Consider the following 19,296-nt stretch of genomic DNA (forward strand, 5'->3'; position numbering starts at 1 on the left):
GTGCTCCGCCGTGCGCAGCTCCGCCAGCCGCCGCTCCGGCAACCCTTCTTCCACCGCCCCCTGCTCCGTCTCCGGCCTCGGTGCCGTCGATGTCCCCGGTTCGGCCCGCTCGGGCAGCGACATGGCCCCGGGCGACTCGGCCGGTGGGGTCGCCTCGGCCGGTGCCGGCGGGGTGGCTGTCGCGCGGGTGTCGACTTCGGCGGGGGTCGGCGTGTGGTGGCGGTCCGGCGGCCACGGCCCGTCGTCGAGGGTCACCGAGCGCATCCGGTACATCCGCCGGGGCAATATCAACAGCGCGACGACGGCGAACAGCACCGCGAGCACTGCCGCACCGACGCGGACCAGGCCGGGGCCGAAGAGACCCGGCTCGGACCGGGGAGCAGCGGCGGCCGGCGCCACCGTTTCGTCCGCCGGCGCCGAGCTGGCCCCCGGCGGCGAGGCGGCCCCGGTCGGCGAGGCCGCCGTGGCACTCGGCGAGGGTGGTGCCGCGCTCGGTGACGGGGCCGGGGGCGGCGACAGGGACGGCGACGGTGGCGGCGTGGACGGCCGAGGGGTCGGCGGCCCGATCGCCGGGAGTGGGCCGGTGCGTACGCCCGGACCGTCTGCGTCGCGGGGGAGCACGAGGACCCAGCCGGGTGCGAGTTCGACGCCGTCGGTGAAGGTCGCACCGTCGGGTTGCTGCCGACCACGATTCAGCTCAACGATCTCGCGGAACCGGTTGCCGTTGCCGAGCGTACGCACGGCGATGCTGTACAGGTATTCCCGCTGACCGTCGACCGGCGGCCCGACGACGTAGTACTTACCCGTCTCGTCGGGTGCCGCGAACCTGGCCGCAGCCGGCGTCACCGGTGTGAGCGACACGAACAGGACCACCAGCAACGGCAGAGCCCACCAGGGTGTCACCGTGCGTCGACCGCGCGTGTGCCACGACCACGGCCGCCACGTCGCCGTACCCGACGTCGGCGTCCACCCCGGACAACCTGACTCCATGCCTGTCCTTCCGTCTCATCCTGTCTCGGTGCCGCAGCCGGTCCGCGGTGCCCGCTCAGCGACCCACCGGACGCCAGGTCTGGTTGGCCTGTCCGGGAGCACACTCCCAGATCTGCAACGGGGCGCCGTCACCGCGATTCCAGTCCCGTACGTCGAGACACTTGCCCGAGTGCGGGTTGCGGACCATCTCCCGCTCGACCACCCAGACCTGCGCGGGGCCGCCGTTGCAGTTGGCGAGCTGCACCTTGGTGCCGTTGTCGCGCGCCGCCCACGCGACGTCCATGCACTTGTCGAGGGCCACGAGCGAGCCGTTGGGACCGCGCGAGAACCGCTGCGCCGGGGTGCCGTTGCACCGCCAGAGCTGCAACTGCGCACCGTCGGCGGAGATGCCGCCCGGCACGTCGACGCACTTGTCGACGTACCCGCGCAGGGCGAAGGCGCCGTCGCCCCGTGACTCGGGCTCGTCGGCGACGGGCCGCTGGGCGGGCGGCTGCGCGGAGGCTCCGCCGTTGCGGAAGGTCACCACGAAGTCCGCGCAGCCCGGGCAGGCGAAGACGGTCTCGTTGCCCTGGACCCGGTCGTGGGTGGACCAGAGGTACGCCCGGGGGCCGAAGGGACGCAGCGCGGCGGTGTAGGCGCTCTCGGCGTCGCGGTTGGGGTTGACGCAGTTCACCCGGTCGCCCCGGCCCGGATCGCGGACCGCATGTGCCTCGGGGCAGGCGGCGAGAAGTTGCCCGCCGGAGCAGTCCCACCTGACGCAGCTTCCCGCGACCGGGTTGGGCGGTCCGCCCGGCGCCTCGATCGTGATCGTCACCGACAGGGCGTCGACGTAGCTGACGTTGTACCAGGGGGCTGCCGAGTTGTTCTGGTCGAAGTTGAACTCGGCCAGGCTCACCGGCTCCGCGCCCCGCTCGCAGCGGTCCGGGAAGGGACCGCAGTCCCCCACCACACACTTGAAGGTGCTGCCGGGCTCACCGCTACAGCGCTGCCGGGCGAAGAACCGGCCCCGCCAGTGGCCCGGCTGGCCGTCGTCCGGGATGACCAGGGTCTTCGACTCGCCGGGACGCAGCACAGGCAGGCCGGTGATCCGACGTGAGCCGTCGCCGCTCTCCCCCGCACCCACCCACAGTGTCTCGCCGGTGGCGTTGACGAACTTCACCCGTTCCCCGGCAACCGCGTCGGAGCTGCTGGACATGATCACGACCAGGCCGAGCGCGAGCACCAGGACGGTGACGAGAGTGACCCTCGTACTCGTCCGGGACCAACGGGTCACGGACGAGTCAGAGCTCAGTGTCATCGGACCTCCATTGCCGAGTGGGCGGACACGTGCGGTCCGCGGCGGGTACGACCTCATGACGGCGTGACCCGGCCGCTGGTTCACCGGCAACTGCACGAGGCTGATCTCGTCGACCAGACGACCCGGCCAGACCCGACGAATCTGACGGACGCCGTCGGCGGCTAGCATCCTGCCGTGCCGATTACGACCGGGCCGGTGACCCGCCGAGGTCTGCTCGATGTGCTCCTCGGCGCCGCCGACCGGTCACCCGACCAGGTCATCGTGCACGTCGCGGAGGACGGCGGCGAGCGTACGGTCACCATCGCGCAGCTGCGGGACGAGTCGTTGCGGGTGGCCGGTGGCTTCCGCGCCGCCGGGGTGGCGCCGGGCACGCCCGCGCTGCTGCTCGCCGACGCCGGTGACGACTTCCAGCCGATGTTCTGGGGTGCGCTCGGCGCCGGGCTGGTGCCGGTGCCGTTGCCGCCCGAGCCGCACCGGGTCCGGGCGGTGTGCGACCTGCTCACCGACGCGGTGGTGGTGACCGACGAGGCCACCGCGCCGGTGGCGGACGGGCTGCCCGCGCCGGTGCTGCGGCTGGCCGCGCTGCGCGCCGGTACGCCACCGGACGACCTGCCCACACCGGCCGGCGACGACGTCGCGTTCCTCCAGTTCTCCTCCGGCAGCACCGGTGCGCCCCGGGGAGTGGAGCTGACCCATGACAACGTGCTGGCCAATCTGGAGCAGGCCCGGGTGGCCGGCGGGCTGCGGCCGGACGACGTACTCGTCACCTGGATGCCGTACTTCCACGACATGGGCCTGATCGGCACCCATCTGACGCCGCTGGCGGTCGGTCTCAAGCAGGTACGCATCAGCCCGCTGGTGTTCGCCAAACGTCCGGCGCTCTGGTTCACCACCGCCCACCGGCACCGGGCCACCCTGCTGTCGGCGGCGAACTTCGCGCTGGCCCTGGCGGTACGCCGGGTGCCGGCCGGGACGCTCGCCGGGCTCGACCTGAGCGCGGTGCGGTGCGTGGCGGTGGGAGCCGAACCGATCTCGGCGGCGGTGTGGCGGTCCTTCCTGGCGCACACCCGCGCGGCCCGCCTCGCCCCGGCGGCGCTGCGACCGGTGTACGGGCTCGCCGAGGCGACCCTCGCGGTGACCTTCCCGCCACCCGGTGAGGTGGCCGTCCCGCTGGTGCTGGACCGGGCCGAGTTGAGCCGGGGCCGGGCCGTGACCACGGACGCCGGTCCGCACGCGGTCGAGCTGATGGACCTGGGCCACCCGGTGCCCGGCTGCGCGGTACGCGTCGTCGACGACCACGGCCGGCCCCTGCCCGAGTGGAGCGTCGGCCAGATCGAGGTACGTGGCCCGAACGTGGCCCGGGGCTACCACCGGGCGCCGCAGGCCAGCGGGGAAACTTTCGTGGCCGGCTGGCTGCGTACCGGCGATCTGGGTTTTCTGCGCGACGGGCGGCTCGTGGTCACCGGCCGGGCCAAGGACGTGGTCTTCGTCAACGGCCGGACCTTCCACGCCAGTGACCTGGAGGCGGTGGCGGTCACCACCCCCGGCCTGCCGCGGGATCTGGCCGTCGTGGTCGGCGCGACCGATCCGGTCGCCGGTGGGGAACGGATCGTGGTGTTCGTGCCGTGGGCCCGCCCACCTGCCGACGCGGACGGGATCCTGGCCGCGGTCCGGGCCCGGGTGGCCGAGACCTGCGGCCACGACGACGTCCGGGTGGTGCCGCTGCCGCCGGGCAGCTTCGCCCGCACCACCAGCGGCAAGCTGCGCCGACGCCGGATGCGGGAGCGGTATCTGGCCGGCGACTTCACCGACCGGGAGCGGCGCTGGTGCGCCCCGGCCGGCAGCCTCCCGCCCGACCCGGCACCGGCCGGCGGCCTCCCGGCGGCTGCCGCTCCGGTCGCCGGTTCCCCGGCCGGCGCGGGACGGTCCCGGGACGAACTCGAAGGGCTGGTGCGCGCGGTCTGGGCCCGGGTGTTGGACCGTTCACCGGCCACGATCGGCTCGCACGACCGGTTCCTGGCCATCGGCGGGTCGTCGCTGAAGGCGATGGAGGTGCTCGCCGGGTTGGAGGATGCCCTGGGCACCCCGTTGCACCCGGCCGAGCTGCGGGACTGCCCCACCGTCGCGGCGTTGGCCGACCGGCTGCACGACGGGCCGCGTCTCCCGGCCGGCGGGCGGCGCGACGGCGGAGTGCGTCCGGACGGCGGGTCGACGGCCGTCGCGGTGATCGGAATGGCCTGCCGGTTCCCGGGCGCGGACACCCCTGAGGAGTTCTGGCAGCGGTTGGTCGACGGCGTCGACGCGGTCGGTCCGGTGCCCGCCCACCGCTGGACCCCGGCGGAGGGCGCCACCCGATGGGGGTCCTTTCTCGACGACCCGATGCGCTTCGACGCCGGGTTCTTCGGCCTCACCGAGCAGGAGGCCCGACTCACCGACCCGCACGCCCGGCTCTTCCTGGAGATCGGGTTCGAGGCCCTGGAACGCGCCGGGTACGCCGGACCGCGCCGGCACGGCCACCGCGTCGGCGTCTTCGCCGCCGTCGGCGAGAGCGCCTATCCCGAGTTGCTCGCCGGAGCAGGCGAGTCCGACGGGGCGGCGCTGTTGGTGGGGAATCTGCGGAACCTGATCCCGGCCCGGTTGGCGCAGGCGCTGGACCTGACCGGGCCGGCGTTGGCGGTCGACACGGCCTGCTCGTCGGCGCTCGTCGCGCTGCACCTGGCCGCCCGCAGCCTGGCCGACGGGGAGTGCGACGTCGCGGTGGTCGGCGGGGTGAACCTCAATCTCACCGAGACCGGCTACCGGATGCTCGACGCCGCCGAGGCCCTCTCCCCCACCGGCCGGTGCCACGCCTTCGACGCCGCCGCCGACGGTTTCGTGCCCGGCGAGGGCGGGGCCGCGCTGGTGCTGCGCCGGACCGAGGACGCGCACTCCGCAGGTGACCCGATCCTCGCCCTGGTCGCCGGGACGGCGGTCGGCAACGACGGCCGCTCGTTGAGTCTGCTCGCGCCGAACCCGCACCGGCAGTGGGAGGTGATCGCGCGGGCGTACCGGGAGGCGGGGATCGACCCGGCGCAGGTGTCGTACGTGGAGGCGCACGGCACCGGCACCGCGCTGGGCGATCCGGTGGAGGTGCGGTCGCTGGCCACGGCGTACCCGCCCCCGCCCGACGGGGTGCCCCGCGCGCTGGGCTCGGTGAAGACCAACCTCGGTCACCTGCTCAACTCGGCCGGGTTGCCCGCGCTGGTCAAGGTGGTGCTGGCGCTGCGGCACCGGCACCTGCCGCCCAGTCTGCACCAGGTCCGGCCGTCCGGCCGCTTCGACCTCACCCGGGCCGGTTTCGCGGTGGTCAGCGAGGGACGGCCGTGGAGCGCGTCCGGCCCGCTGCTGGCCGGGATCAACGGATTCGGCTTCGGCGGCACCAACGCGCACGCGGTGCTGCGGGAGGCACCGCAGGTCGAGGCAGTCGCCACCGGCACCGACCAGCCCGGTCACCACCTGGCCACGCTCAGCGCGCACTCGTCGTCCGCGCTGCGCCAGGCGGCCCGGGACCTCGCCGCGCACCTGCGTACCCATCCGGAACTCGACCGGGCCGACGTCTGCGCCAGCGTCGGCACGGCCCGTGACGACGGCCCGTACCGGCTGGCAGTGATCGCCGACGGGGGTCTGGCCGACCGGCTGGACGCCGCCGCCGACACCGTCGACGCGACGCCGGTCGGCCGGCGGCCCCGGACCGTGTTCGTCTTCCCGGATGGCGGCGCGGCCCTGCCGGCGGCGGCCGTGCGTGACCTGCACGACCGGTTGCCGGTCTTCCGGAATCTGCTGACCGAGGCGGCTGCCGAACCGGTGGCGGGACGTCCGCTGCTGGCCTGGTGCCTGGCGGGTACGGCACCAGAGCCGCAGGTCGCGGGGCCGATGGCGGTCGCGGTGGGTGTCGCCCTGGCCGGTCAGCTCGCCGCCTGGGGGATACAGCCGGACGCCACGCTCGGGTACGGCGTGGGGGCCCTGGCGGCGGCTGCCGTCCGGGGTGAACTCGCGCCGGCCGAGGCGGTCCGGCGCGCCGGCACGCCCCCACCGCCGGCCGAACCGTGGTCACCTGAAACGTGGCGGCGGCTGCGTGCCGACGGGTACGACACAGTGGTCGACCTGGGCATGGGCCGGTTCGACGACGACCGGCCGGAGGGCGTCGACCCGGTGCGGGTGCTGACGGTGTGGGGGCCGGAGCCGGGTGTCGGCACGACGGCCCTGCTGGCGGCGGTGGGTCGGCTCTGGGCCCTCGGTGGGCCGCTCGACCGGGCCGCCCTGTACGCCGGACGACGGCGGGTGCCGGTGCCGACGTACCCGTTCCAGCGGCGGTCGTACGCACCGTCGCTGTCACCTCGGGCAGCCGTGCCGCTGCACCGGGTGCGCTGGCGGGCAGCGCCGCTGGCCGCCGGTGACCTGCCGGCGCGGGTGCGGCTGGATGGTCCCGGCCTCGGTGGCGACCTCGCCACCGCGCTCACCGCCGCACTCACCGCACGCGGCGTCACGGTACGGGGCATGCCGGGGCCGGTCGACGACGGCGCGCCACCCGAGGTGACAGTGCTGCTCGCCGGGCCCGCGACCGACCCGCCGGACGTCACCGCCCTCGATGACGCCGTGGCCGAGCAGGTACGGGCGCTGCGTGCCCTGCTCGACGAACCGGACGGGCGGCTCGGCCGGCTGCTGGTCCTCACCGAGGACGTCCAGCTCGCCGGCAATGGCCAGCTCACCGGGGACGGCCAGCTCACCGGCGACGGGCAGGGCACTGGCGACGGGCAGGGCACCGGGGAAGGCCGGGGCACGGCGGTGCGGGAACGGGCCCGGCCGGTGCAGGCGGTGCTGACCGGGCTCTGCGGCGCGCTCGCCGACGAGCGTCCCGCGCTGCGGGTGCGGGTGGTGGATCTGTCCAGTGTGGACGGAGTGGCGACGCGGGTGGAGTCCGTGTGCCGGGAGCTGTCCGGGGTGCCGGCCGACGACGCCGGCAGTCGCACCGAGGCCCCGGCCGCGACCGGTCTGGCCTGGCGGGCGGGACGTCGACTTGGGCGGCACCTGGTCGGGGCCCTCGACCCCACCGGAGCAGCCGACGCGGCGGAGACCACGCGGCCCGATGGCGTACACGTGATCGTCGGGGGTGGTGGCGGGCTCGGTGCCGAGTTGGCGCGTACTCTCGCCCGCCAGGGCCGGCCCACGCTGGTGCTGGCGGGACGCGCGGAGCAGGCCCCCGACGGCCTGCTGGCGGAGTTGGCCGCGGCGGGCGCCACCGCGACATACCGCAGGTGCGACGTGACCCTGCCGGCCGACGTGGACGCGCTGCTCGCCGGGCTGTCCCGGCTGGACACCGTCTGGCACGCCGCCGGGACGGTGCGGGTCGGCACCCTGGCGGCGAAGTCCGTCCCGGACATCCTGGCCGTGCTGGCGCCCAAGGTACGCGGCAGCCACCTGCTGACGCAGGCGCTGCGCCGGCACGGCCACGACCGGGCGGCGCTCGTCGGCTTCTCCTCGGTCAGCGCGGTGCTGCCCGGTCTGGCCGGGGCCCTCGGTGACTACGCGGCAGGCAACGCCTTCCTCGACGCCTTCGCCGCCGCGCAGCGGGCCGCCGGCCGTCGGGTCCAGGCGATCGGCTTCGCTGCGATCACCGACACCGGCATGGCGGCCCGCAGCGGCGTGGTGCGGGGTGGCCCCGGCGGCCTGCCCGTCCGGGCCGCGCTGCGGGCACTCCAGGTCGCGCGCACCGTCGACGCCGCCCACCTGGTGGTCGCGGACCTGACGGCGAACTCCGCGACCACCGCCCCGAGCACCGCGATCCCGACCGCCGCCTCCGGCACCGCCGCGCCTACCGCTGTGGTGCCGGCCGTTGTGCCGGCCTCCGCCGCCGTTGCGGCCGTGGTGCCGGCCTCCGCAGCGGGGGTTGGTGCGCCGGAGCTGGCGCGGCTGTTGCGTCGGCTGCTCGCCGAAGCGCTGCACCGCACCGGCGAGGAGATCGCCGACGACGTCTCGTTCCTCGCCCTCGGGTTGGACTCGCTGGCCGCCGTGGATCTGGTCAAACGGCTGGAGGACGAACTCGGCCGGCAACTGCCGGTCACCCTCTTCTTCGAACACACCACCGTCGCCACGCTCGCCGCCCACCTGGCCGAACCCGACGCCGGGGCACCTCCTGCCGACACCCGCACGCCGCCGGCACCGGCGGCGCGGGCGACATCACCTGCCGTCGCCGACGGGGAGCCGTTCCCGCTCACCCCGGTACAGCGGGCCTGGTACGTCAACGAACGGCTGCACCCGAGCGTGGCCAGCTACGCCTTCGTCCGGCAGACCGTCACCGGCCCGATCGAGGCGGACCTGCTCGGCCGGGCCCTGGCCGGACTCGTCGCCCACCATCCGATGCTGCGGGTCCGGTTCGTTCCAGGCGTGAGCGCGGGCGCGCCGTGCCAGGTCATCCTGCCTCCGGCCACCGCCACGATCTCGTACGAGGTGCAGCCGCTCACCGGGTCGCTCGGCGAACTGGAGGAGCGGCTCTGCAACAGCCCGGTGGACCTGACCCGCCAACCGCCGCTGCGGGCGGTACTCGCCCAGGAACGCACCGACCGCTCCCACCTGATCCTGGTGCTGCACCACGCCGCCGCCGACGGCTTCAGCCTCAACCTGCTCAGCGAGCAACTCTGGGCCGACTACACCGCGCTGGTGCGGGGCCGCACCCCGGCACTTCCGCCCGCCGCCGCCGGATTCGCCGACCACGCCCGTGGCGTCGGGCCGCCCCGCGAAGCGGATCTCGCGTTCTGGCGTCGGACGCTCGACGATCCGGGCTGGACGCTGCGGTTGCCGTACGACGGTGACCCGGCGGACCTGCCCGCGCCACCGCACCTGATCCACCTGGGCGAGCTGGACGACGCCCTGGTCGCCGGGTTGCGGGAGCGGGCGGCGGCGGCCGGGGTCTCCCTGTTCCACCTGCTCCTCGCCGGCTACCTCCGCTGCCTGGCCCGGTGGAGCGGGCAACGGCGGGTGCCGGTGAGCGTGGCGCGGGCCGGCCGCGACGCCCGGCTGCCCGGCATCGAACGGACCATCGGGCCGTTCGCCGACACCCTGCCGCTGCTGGTGGAGGTGGATCCGGCCGAGCCTGCCGCACGACTGGCCGACCGGCTCCGGCAGTCCTGGACTACCGCGCAACGACACGGCTCGGTGTCCAGCCTGGACCTGGCCCGATTGCTGCCATCGAACGGCGACGGTCCGCGCACCGCCAGCCCGGCCGGGTTCAGCTTCGCCCGGTTCCCGGTCACCACCGACCCGGACTGCCCGGTGGCGGTGGTCCCGACGGCTGCCGGTTCCGGCTCCGCCGCCACCGGACTCAGCCTGCTCTGGTGGGAGTCGGCGACCACCCTGCGGCTGTCCTGGAACTTCCCGGCCCGGTTGTTCCGGCCGGCGACGGTGGCCCGGCTCGCCGCCGACCACCACCAGGAGCTGCGCGAACTCGCCGAACCGGGCGACCGCGCCGCCGGGCGGCCACCGGTGGACGGTTCCGCTCACACCGCCACGCGGCCACCGGCCGCCGATACGGCGGACGTCAGCGCGCGGATCCGGGCGGTGTGCCGGCGTACGCCCGACGCGGCGGCCGTCCACGACGGCGACCGCACGGTCAGCTACCGGGACCTGGACCGGGCCGCCGACCGGGTGGCTGCGGCGCTCGCCGTCCACGGGGTACGCCCCGGTCAGCACGTCGGGATGCTCACCGCGCCCGGTGCCGGGTCGGTCGTCGCGGTGGTCGGGATCCTGCGGGCCGGCGCCGCCTGGGTGCCGCTGGACGCGGCCCATCCCCCGGCCCGCCTCGACGACCAACTGCGTCGCGCCGGTGTCGAGGTGGTGGTGCACGACGACGACTGCGCCGCCACCGTGGCCCGGCTCGCCGGGCCGGTCCGCCCGATCCGGCTCGACCCGGACGCCCCCGGTGGGGTGCCCGAGGTGCCGCCGGCCGCACCGGACGACACCGCGTACGTGATCTTCACGTCCGGGTCGACGGGCCGGCCGAAGGGGGTGCCGATCAGCCACCGGTCGATGGTGAACTACCTGGACTGGGCGATCGACACCTTCGGCTACCGGCCCGGCGACCGGCTGGCCCAGACCTCGTCGATCTGCTTCGACGCCTCGGTCCGGCAGATCCTGGCGCCGCTGCTGGTCGGGGCCACCGTGGTCACCTTTGCCCGCTCGGTGCTGCGCGACCCGCAGGCGCTGCTGTCCCGGCTCGAACGGGACCGACTGACGGTGTGGAGTTCGGTGCCCACCCTGTGGGAGCGGATCCTGCGCGCCGCCGAGGAAAGCACGGCCCGCGACGGCGTACGGCCGGACCTGGCCGCCCTGCGCTGGGTGCACGTCGGCGGGGAAGAGCTGTCGCCGGTGCCGGTACGACGCTGGTTCGACCTCTTCGGTGACACGTCCCGGATCACCAACCTGTACGGCCCCACCGAGGCGACGATCAACGCCACCTGGCATCTGCTCGACAGCCGCCCCGACGACACCGTACGCCGGCTGCCGATCGGTCGCCCGGTCGGCGGGGCCCGGGTCCGGGTCGTCGACCCCGAAGGGCGTCCCTGCCCGCCCGGCGTGGCCGGTGAACTGCTGATCGGCGGAGTCGGCCTCACCACCGGCTACCTCGGTGAACCGGAGCTGACCGCCGCCGCCTTCACCCACCACGACGGCGAGCGGTACTACCGCAGCGGCGACCGGGGCCGCCTCGCTGCGGACGGCACCCTGGAGTTCCTCGGTCGCCTCGACGACCAGGTGAAGATCCACGGTTACCGGTTGGAACCGGGCGAGATCGAGGCGGTGCTGCGTACCCATCCGGAAGTGGCCGCCACGGCGGTGCTGCACCAGTCGGCGCCACATCCCCGGCTGCATGCCTTCGTGGCACCCGCACCGGGCAGCCGGCCCACCGTGGCGCAGCTCCGCGGCCACCTCGCCGACCGGCTGCCCGAGCAACTGGTCCCGGCCCGTATCCATCTGCTCGACCAACTGCCGCTGACCGCCACCGGCAAGGTCGACCGGGACCGGCTGCGCGCACACGCCGGTTTCGGACCGGACGGCGGCACCGTCGACCCGACGGTCCCGAGCAGTCCCGCCGCAGCCGCCACCGCGCCCGTCACGGCCGCGCCCGGCGCGGCTGGCGGCGCGGCTGGCGGTACCGAGACGAGGCTGGCCCGGATCTGGAGCGAGCTGCTCGACCTGCCGTCGATCGCCGCCGACGACGACTTCTTCGCCCTCGGCGGCGACTCCATCCTGGTGCTGGAGGTCTTCGCCCGCCTCCAGGAGCAGTTCCCGAACACGCCGAGCCCCACAGTCATCTACCAGCACCGCACCCTGCGGGCACTCGCCGCCGCGCTCGACGCCGCCGACCCGAGCCCCGCCCCCGGCCCGGACCGCACGGTCGCCCCTGGGCGGGACCGGGTCGAGGACCCGGCTGTGGACCCGGATGGGCCGTTCCCGGTGACGCCCACCCAACGCGGTTTCCTGCTCGCCGACGCCGTCGCCGCAGGTGCCGGCACCGCCTGGCTGGCCCGGCTGCGGCTGCGCGGCCGGCTGCGCCGCGAGGTGTTCCAGCGCGCCGTGGACCTGCTGGTCGCCAGGCATCCGATGCTGCGTACCGTCTTCCCGGCCGGCGCGCGTCCGCCGGTCCAGCAGGAGCTGCCCGCGTCGCTGCGGCTGCCGGTCGGCTACCAGCCGGTCACCGGTCCGGCCGAGGTCGCCGCCCTGGTGGCGGAGGAACGCCGCCGCTCCTTCGAACCGTGGGCGTGGCCGCTGCTGCGGCTGCGGCTGCTGGCGTTCGCCCCCGACGATCACATCCTGCTGGTGCACGCCCACCACCTGATCGGCGACGGGTACAGCGCCGCCCTGCTCGGCCAGGAACTCCTGGCGGTCTACCACCGGCTGGTCGCGGGGCTGCCCGGTGACCTCCCTCCGCTGCGGACCCACTTCCGGGAGTACGCCGCGCTGCTGGCCCGCCGCGCCGCCGGCCCGCCCGAGCCGGCCGCGCACACCTGGTGGGCCGAGCGTTTCGCCGCCCCGTACCGGCCGCCCCTGCTGCGCACCCGTTCCGCCCTACCGGACGCGGCTGGCCCGGCCGAGCCGGTGTCCGGGTTCACCCTGGACGGTGCGGTGGTCGCCGGGCTGCGCCGGCTGGCCGCCGACACGGCCACCACCCTGTACGCCCCGGTGTTGGCCGCGTACCACCGGGCGGTGGCCCGGCTCACCGGGCAGGATGACCTGGTCATCGGTCTGGCACTGACCGGCCGGGACCATCCGCTGCCGGACCTGCACCGGATCTTCGCCCCCTGCGCGACGATGCTGCCGCTGCGCGTGGCCGGGACGGCAGACGTCGCCGGCGCACTCGCCCACGTCGCGGCCGAAGTCGCCGCCGCCCGCCGGTACGACGACCCGCCCTCGATCGCGGCGGCCGTGCCCACCGGGCCGGGCGGCACCCCCCTGGCCGCCCAGTTCTTCTTCAGCTTCCTCGACTTCGCCGCCCTCACCGCCCCGCTCGCCGCCGGGGCCGATGCCGACCGGCTCAGCCTCGACTGGGACGCCGAGAGTGAACTCGCGCCACCGCCCCTCGGCACCGACCTGTTCCTGACCGCGCGCCCCGAGCCGGACGGACTCCGGGTGACCCTGCGCGGCTCCCCCGCCGCCGTGACCCCGGCCGAGCTGGACCGGATCGCCGACTGGATCCGCACCGACCTCACCGCCGCAGCTGCCGGCGGCACAGATGCTGCCGTCGCTGAGATCGACCCTGCCGCCAGCGGCATCCACGACGTCACCGCGGCGGAGACCAGCGCCACGGGTGCGGCGGGCGGGGACGAACCGGCGGTGAGTGGTGGGCGGCGGACCAGGCTGGCCGCGGCCATCGTCGGCTACCTGCCGCCACCGGCCCAGCTCACCGCGATCGCCGGGCTGCCCGCCGGCAGCCTGCCCCGGGAACAGCTACGTGAGCTGCTCTTTCCCGGCGACCGCCCACGCCTGCTGGAGGAGCTGAGCACGCCGCTGGGTGTCTCCGGCTTCGTCTGTCTGCCCCGGTTCGCCGACGAGCTGACCGCCGCCGGGGACGCCCTCGCCGACGAGGCGGGCGCGGCGGTCGACCTGGCCGCCAGCCTCGGTGCCCGCTGCGTGTCGCTGGCCGGCATGATCCCCGCCCGCACCGGCTACGGCCTCGGCGTGCTGCGGCGTACCCGCAGCGGGGTCGCGGTGACCACCGGCCACGCGGTCACCGTCGTCTCCGTGGTGCGCGCGGTGGAGGCCGCGCTGGCCGCCACCGGGCGGCAGCTCGCCGGGTGCGGCCTCGCCGTGGTGGGTCTCGGGTCGATCGGATTCTCCGCGTTGCGGCTGTTGCTGGCCCGCGCCGAAGTCCCGCCCGCGCGGCTGGTGCTCTGCGACATCCCCGCCGCCGCGCCCCGGCTGGCCGCGCACGCCGCGCGGCTGCGGGCGGACGGCTTCACCGGCGCCGTCGAGGTGTGCCCGTCGACGCCGGGCATGGCGGCGGCCGGCTACACCGCGCAGGTGATCATCGCGGCGACGAGCGCGGCCACCGAACCGATCGACGTCGACCGGCTGGCACCCGGCACCATCGTGGTGGACGACTCGTTCCCACCCGCGTTGGACACCGCACGGGCCCTGACCCGGATGCGTCGAGACCGCGACATCCTGGTGGTCGGCGGTGGGCTGCTGCACGTCGGCCAGACCGAGCGCGGTATTCCGGCGGATCTGCCGCCGGTGCCGGTGAGCGGCAGCGTGCTCGGGCTGCCCGGGACGATCGCCTCCTGCCGGCTGGAGTCGCTGCTCTGGGCGGGCACTGCGGACCTGCCGCTGGTGCACGGCCTGGTGGACGATCCGACCGTCGCGGCGTACGCACGGGCACTCTCCGGAGCCGGGGTCGCCGCCGCACCCCTGCACCTGCTGCACCACCCGATCGAAAAAGACCTTCCCACAATGCTGCCCCGCCCGGGCGCGACATCGGCGGCCAAGCCGGCGATCAGCGGCTGATCAACCAGGCGCCCATGCCGCGGACCGTTCTCGCAAAGGACTTCGAGTCCGGCTCGTACGCCCCCTGAGGGCCGCGTGGTGACGATGCCAGCGCCTTCAGCGTCGGGTACTGCGCGAACCTGTGAACAGGTGCCGGTGGCGGTCACCCGCGCGGGTGACCGCCACCGGCAGGTTCCTCAGCCCTTCAGGCCGGTGTGGGCCAGCCCCTCGATGAACTGTCGTTGCGCGATCACGAAGATCACCAGCACCGGGATGGCGGTCATCGACGCGGCCGAGAGCTGCACGTCCCACATCGGCCCGCCGTACGCGTCGACGAACTGGGTCAACGCCTGCGGCAGGGTGAACTTCTCCGGCGAGGAGAGGAAGACGATCGGTTCCAGGTAGAGATTCCAGCTGTGCAGGAAGGTGAAGATGGCCACCGCGCCGAGTGCCGGTCGGGCCAGCGGCAACGCGATCCGCCAGAAGGTGGCGAACCGGCCCAGGCCGTCGACCCGGGCCGCCTCTTCCAACTCGCCGGGCAGTGCGATGAAGAACTGCCGCATGATGAAGGTGGCGAGCACGCTCGGCGCGCCGAGGATCGGCACCAGGATCAGCGGCCAGTGGGTGTCCACCATGCCCCATGAGTGGAACATCCGGAACAGCGGCACGATCGTCACCTCGCTCGGGATGAGCAGGCCGACCAGCACCACCACGAAGAGCACCTGCTGTCCCCGGAACCGGATCCGGGCGAAGGCGTAGCCGGCGAGCGCGGAGACCGCCAGGGTGCCGACGGTGACCACGGCCGCGATGTATGCGCTGTTGACGTACTGCTGCGCGAAGGGTTGCAGCTCGAAGACGCGCCGGTACGCGGAGAGGCTCGCCTCGGTCGGGATCAGCGACGGCGGGAAGGCGAAGATGTCGCGTACCGGCTTCACCGACGAGGTGACCATCCACCAGGTGGGGAAGACGAACGGCACGGCCAGCAGGCAGAGCACGCCGTAGAGCCCGACCTTCGCCCGCGCCGAGAGCCTACTGTTCATGGAAGACCCACCTCCTGCGCATCCGCCACTGCACGACGGTGAGCGCCAGCACGATCAGGAAGAGCAGCACGGACAGGGTCGCGCCGTAACCGAACTGGTGGAACTGGAACGCCCGCTGGTACAGGTAGTAGACGAGCACCGTGGTCGAGGTGCCCGGACCGCCCTGGGTGAGCACCGCGATCTGGGCGAACACCTGCAACGAGCCGACCACGGTGATGATCGAGGTGAGCAGGATGGTGGGGCTGATCAGCGGTACGGTGATCCGTCGGAACCGGGTCCAGGCGTTCGCCCCCTCGACCCGCGCCGCCTCGTAGAGTTCCGCCGGCACGCCTTGGAGGGCGGCCAGGAACAGCACCATGTTCAGTCCGACGTTCTTCACCACCTGCACGACGATCACCGACAGCAGCGCTGTCGTGTCGCCGCGCAGCCAGTTCGGCCCGTCCAGGCCGAGGGTGCCGAGCAGCCCGTTCACGCCGCCGTTGTCCTGGAGCAGGAAGCCCCAGACGATGGTCCAGGCGACGAGGGAGACCACCACCGGGGAGAAGAACAGCGTCCGGAACAGCACAGTGCCGCGGAGCCGCTGGTTGAGCAGCACCGCCAGCAGCAGGGCGAGGCTGAGGTTGAACGCCACCAGCCCGACCGAGAAGAGCGCGGTGACCCACAGCACCGAGGGCAGGTTCGGGTCGCCGGCCATGGCCCGGTAGTTGTCCGCGCCGACGAACTCGAAGGTGTCGGCGAGCACGTTCCACTCGTGCAGGCTGTACCAGACCACCAGCCCGAGCGGGATCAGCACGAACAGCACCGAGCCGACGAGCTGCGGGGCGATGAAGAGCAGGCCGGCGAGCTGGTCCCGGCGGCGGGTGGTCCACCAGCCGCGCCGCCCCGGCGGGGCCGCCCCGCCGGGGGCGGGCCGGTCGCCGGCCCGCCCCGCAGTGTCCCTGGTCAGGACCGACATGGACGGTCGCCTACTTCGCCAGCAGCGGGTTGATCGTGGAGCAGACGCCGTCGAGTACGCTCCGGACGTCGGCGTTCGGCTGCCACAGCGGGTCCAGCGCGGCCCGGACCGCCTGGTTCAGCTCGGCCTGGCCGGTGTGGCTGGGTTTCACCACGCCGTCGGCGATCCCGTCGATCACGACCTGCTGCAACTGCTCGGGGCTGAGCAGCGGGTTGGTCTTGGCGAGGGTCTCGGCGGTGAGCAGCGAGGTGCGCGGCGGCGGGAAGAACTGCGCCAGCTTCGCCGAGTTGGCGGGGTTGGTCAGGTACGCCAGGAAATCGGCGGCCAGCTCGGCGTTCTTGCCCTTCTTCAGCACCCCCATGCCGCCCTGGCCGATCACCGCGTACTCGCCCTTCGGGCCGGCCGGCAGCGGCACCAGATCCCAGTCGAACTTCTGGTCGGCCAGCAGGGAAGCGCGGGAGATCTGGGCGATGGTCATGCCGGCCTCACCGGCGAAGAAGTCGGCGGTGGTGCCTGGTCCGGGCAACGCCTTGTCGACGAAGATCGCCTTGTGCAGGGCGGTCATCGCGTCGACCATCTCCGGCGAGTTGAAGCCGCAGGTCTTCCCGTCCTCGCTCCACGCTCGCGCGCCCCAGCCGGTCCACACCGTCGAGAGGTAGTCCCAGCTCTTGTAGTCGAAGTCGCGTACCACCAGGCCGGCCTTGCCGGTCTCGGCCTGCACCGCCGTCGCGGCGGCCAGCGCGTTCGGCCACGTCCACTGCCCGGCGGAGATCAGCTCCGCGGGGGCCTTCGCACCTGCCTCGGTCAGCAGGTCGGTGTTGACGAACACCCCGAACGGCGAGGTGGAGAAGGGGTAGGCGTACAGCTTGCCGTCGGCCTGCCAGAGCCGGGTGGCGGCCGGGGCCAGTTCGTCGAAGGTGTATCCCTCGGTGGCCTTGAGGGTGTCGTCGAGCGGGACCAACGCACCCGAGTTGACGAAGTCGGGCGCGGCGTTCTCCATCACCCAGGCCAGGTCGGGCGGGTTGCCACCGGCGATCTGGGTGGTGAGGGTGGTGGTGTAGTTCTCCAGCGGAATCGGGTCGAAGTCGATGGCCGCGACCTCGGGCTTGTTCGCGGTGTACTCGGCGGCGATCTCGTTGAACAGCTTCAGGTGGGCCTCGTTCGCCGACCAGATGGTCATCCGCAGGGTGGCCGGGCCGTCGGACTCGGCGGAGTCACCGCCGCAGGCGGTCAGGCCGAGCAGCGCGGTGAGCGCGACGGCGGCCGTCAACCGGATCTTCATCGATATATGTCCTTCCTCAGTAGCCGGCGATGTCGGGCCAACGCAGCTCGACGCCTTCGTCGGCGAGGCGGTTCTGGAAGTCGGCCAGCAGGCCGGGGGTGTAGCGCACCGCGCGGGGGGTGACCCGCCGGGCCAGGCAGAAGTCCGCGAGCAGGCCGGCGACCTCGCCGATGTTCCACTCCACGGGGTGCAGACGGTAGGAGCCGTTGGTGATGTGGGTGGTGCCGATGTTCTTGCCGGCGGGCAGCAGGTTCTCCACCCGCCGGGGGATCAGCGCGCCGAGCGGGATCTCGAACGGGCAGGAGGCCACGTCGATGTAGTTGTCGCCGCCGGTGGAGGGGTGCAGGTCGATGCGGTACATGCCGACACCCACCGAGTCGGCGTAGCCGACTGCGCCCTTGTCGCCCCGGATCTCCAACGAGAGGTCCTGCTCGACGACCGTGTACTCGGCGCGGATACGGCGCGACTCGCGGATGTAGGGGGCCTGGGCCAGGCCGCTGTGCGTGACGTCTCCCCCGGTCCCGGCGGTGCCGTTGCCGGTGACGTCACCGCGTAGCCGCAGGCTGGGAAACCCGGTGCCACCGTCGGCGCGGGGCGCCTCGGTCTGGAGCCAGTAGAGCACCGACAGGGAGAGTTCCCGGGCCGCCGCGATCCGCGCGTCCGGATCGGGTACGTCGATGACCGGCTGCTCGAAGTAGTCGAGCATCGGCCAGTTGACCAGGCAGATGTCGCTGTCGTACGCGCCGGGGGCGAAGTTGCGGCGGGCAGCGATCCGGCGGAACGTCCACAGGTTGCCGTCGCCGGGGTTGACCCGTTGGTCGGCCTGGACCAGCCACGGGTCGTCGTCCGGGTTCGGGGTGAAGCTGCGTTCGGAGATCTCCAACGTACGGGGGTTGGGCGACCGGAACGACAGCATCCGGTCGCCCCAGAACGGTGGCCGGTAGGCCCGCCAGAAGTCGTACGCCGCCGGCTTGTCGATGGTGTGGTCGCCGTCGACGTGGTCGACCGCGAAGCAGACCGACACGGCCTGCATGTTCGTCGGTTGTGCCTGCTCCGGGGCGCTCGGCTCACCGGTGTCGGCCCGGGACTCGAAGCCGGTGACGTACTCGGTGCCGGTCAGCGGCAGCAGCTCACCGGTCTCGGTGGCGTCCAGCACGTACGGCGCGGTCAGGTGCAGCCGGTCGCCGGTGTGGCGGTGTGCCGCGATGACGCCGGTGACCTGGTCCCCGTCGGTGTCCGCGGCCACCGGCCGGTACGGCTGGAGCACCCGCAGCCGGCCGGAGCCCCGGTACGGGGCGAGCATGCCCTCCAGCACCGCCACTGCCACCTGCGGCTCGTGGCAGAGCCGGCTGACGTGCCCGGCACCGGGGTTGAGCGCGGTGGCGCGGCGGGCCCGGTCGGTGAGCGGATACCAGCGCCGGTAGTGTTCCCGGATGCCGTCGCGCAGTGCCCGGTAGCTGGCGGTGATCCCGAACCGCTCCACCCAGGAGTGTTCGTCCGGCGGCACGGCCTGGCTGGTGAGCTGCCCGCCGAGCCAGTCGTACTCTTCGGTCAACAGCACCGTACGCCCGGCCCGTAGCGCGGCCAGGGCGGCGGCCACGCCGCCCAGTCCGCCGCCGACGACAAGCACTTCGGCCCGCATCTCCAGCACGGTCCGTCCTTTCCGCAGGGGTTTGTCGGGTGGCCGCCGGCGTTCGGGCACGGCGACCGGGGGTGGTGG

The 19,296-nt window shown here is 73.9% G+C and carries 6 protein-coding genes and 1 pseudogene; 1 reads left to right on the forward strand and 6 read right to left on the reverse strand.

Translation table 11 applies throughout. From position 1 onward, the window contains the following. Both C1I93_RS31635 and C1I93_RS16530 read right to left on the reverse strand, forming a co-directional pair. Nucleotides 1-903, reverse strand: a pseudogene (locus tag C1I93_RS31635) (hypothetical protein); the annotation flags it as partial. Between the two features lie 142 nt (nt 904-1,045). Then, nucleotides 1,046-2,287, reverse strand: a complete 1,242-nt coding sequence (locus C1I93_RS16530) for a ricin-type beta-trefoil lectin domain protein (RefSeq protein ID WP_111244194.1) — start codon at nt 2,285-2,287, stop codon at nt 1,046-1,048. Between the two features lie 174 nt (nt 2,288-2,461). On the opposite strand from C1I93_RS16530, the gene C1I93_RS16535 reads away from it, so the two are divergent. Then, on the forward strand, nt 2,462-14,320 hold the full coding sequence (locus C1I93_RS16535) for a non-ribosomal peptide synthetase (RefSeq protein WP_220039584.1): 11,859 nt from the start codon (nt 2,462-2,464) through the stop codon (nt 14,318-14,320). Nucleotides 14,321-14,496: 176 nt separating this feature from the next. Here the strand turns inward: C1I93_RS16535 and C1I93_RS16540 are convergent, their stop codons facing one another. From C1I93_RS16540 to C1I93_RS16555, 4 genes are all read right to left on the reverse strand, one after another. After that, nucleotides 14,497-15,339 (reverse strand): carbohydrate ABC transporter permease, encoded by an 843-nt coding sequence (locus C1I93_RS16540; protein WP_111244191.1) that lies wholly within the window; start codon nt 15,337-15,339, stop codon nt 14,497-14,499. Next, the gene (locus C1I93_RS16545) at nt 15,329-16,294 is read right to left on the reverse strand and encodes a carbohydrate ABC transporter permease (protein ID WP_111244192.1); all 966 of its coding nucleotides are present in this window, start codon (nt 16,292-16,294) and stop codon (nt 15,329-15,331) included. The genes C1I93_RS16540 and C1I93_RS16545 overlap by 11 nt, the downstream gene beginning before the upstream one ends. A 10-nt stretch (nt 16,295-16,304) precedes the next feature. Continuing rightward, nucleotides 16,305-17,576, reverse strand: coding sequence for an ABC transporter substrate-binding protein (locus tag C1I93_RS16550; protein WP_111244193.1), 1,272 nt, complete (start codon nt 17,574-17,576; stop codon nt 16,305-16,307). A gap of 16 nt (nt 17,577-17,592) precedes the next feature. Beyond that, a partial coding sequence (locus C1I93_RS16555) for an FAD-dependent oxidoreductase (RefSeq protein WP_258378297.1) occupies nt 17,593-19,296 on the reverse strand: 1,704 nt, incomplete at its 5' end.

The organism is Micromonospora endophytica (assembly GCF_003236305.1).
Classification (GTDB): domain Bacteria; phylum Actinomycetota; class Actinomycetes; order Mycobacteriales; family Micromonosporaceae; genus Micromonospora; species Micromonospora endophytica.

Coding starts and splice junctions, on each gene's coding strand:
- C1I93_RS16540 (WP_111244191.1), bottom strand. CDS start 15,339: ATGAACAGTAGGCTCTCGGCGCGGGCGAAGGTCGGGCTCTACGGCGTG.
- C1I93_RS16545 (WP_111244192.1), bottom strand. CDS start 16,294: ATGTCGGTCCTGACCAGGGACACTGCGGGGCGGGCCGGCGACCGGCCC.
- C1I93_RS16530 (WP_111244194.1), bottom strand. CDS start 2,287: ATGACACTGAGCTCTGACTCGTCCGTGACCCGTTGGTCCCGGACGAGT.
- C1I93_RS16550 (WP_111244193.1), bottom strand. CDS start 17,576: ATGAAGATCCGGTTGACGGCCGCCGTCGCGCTCACCGCGCTGCTCGGC.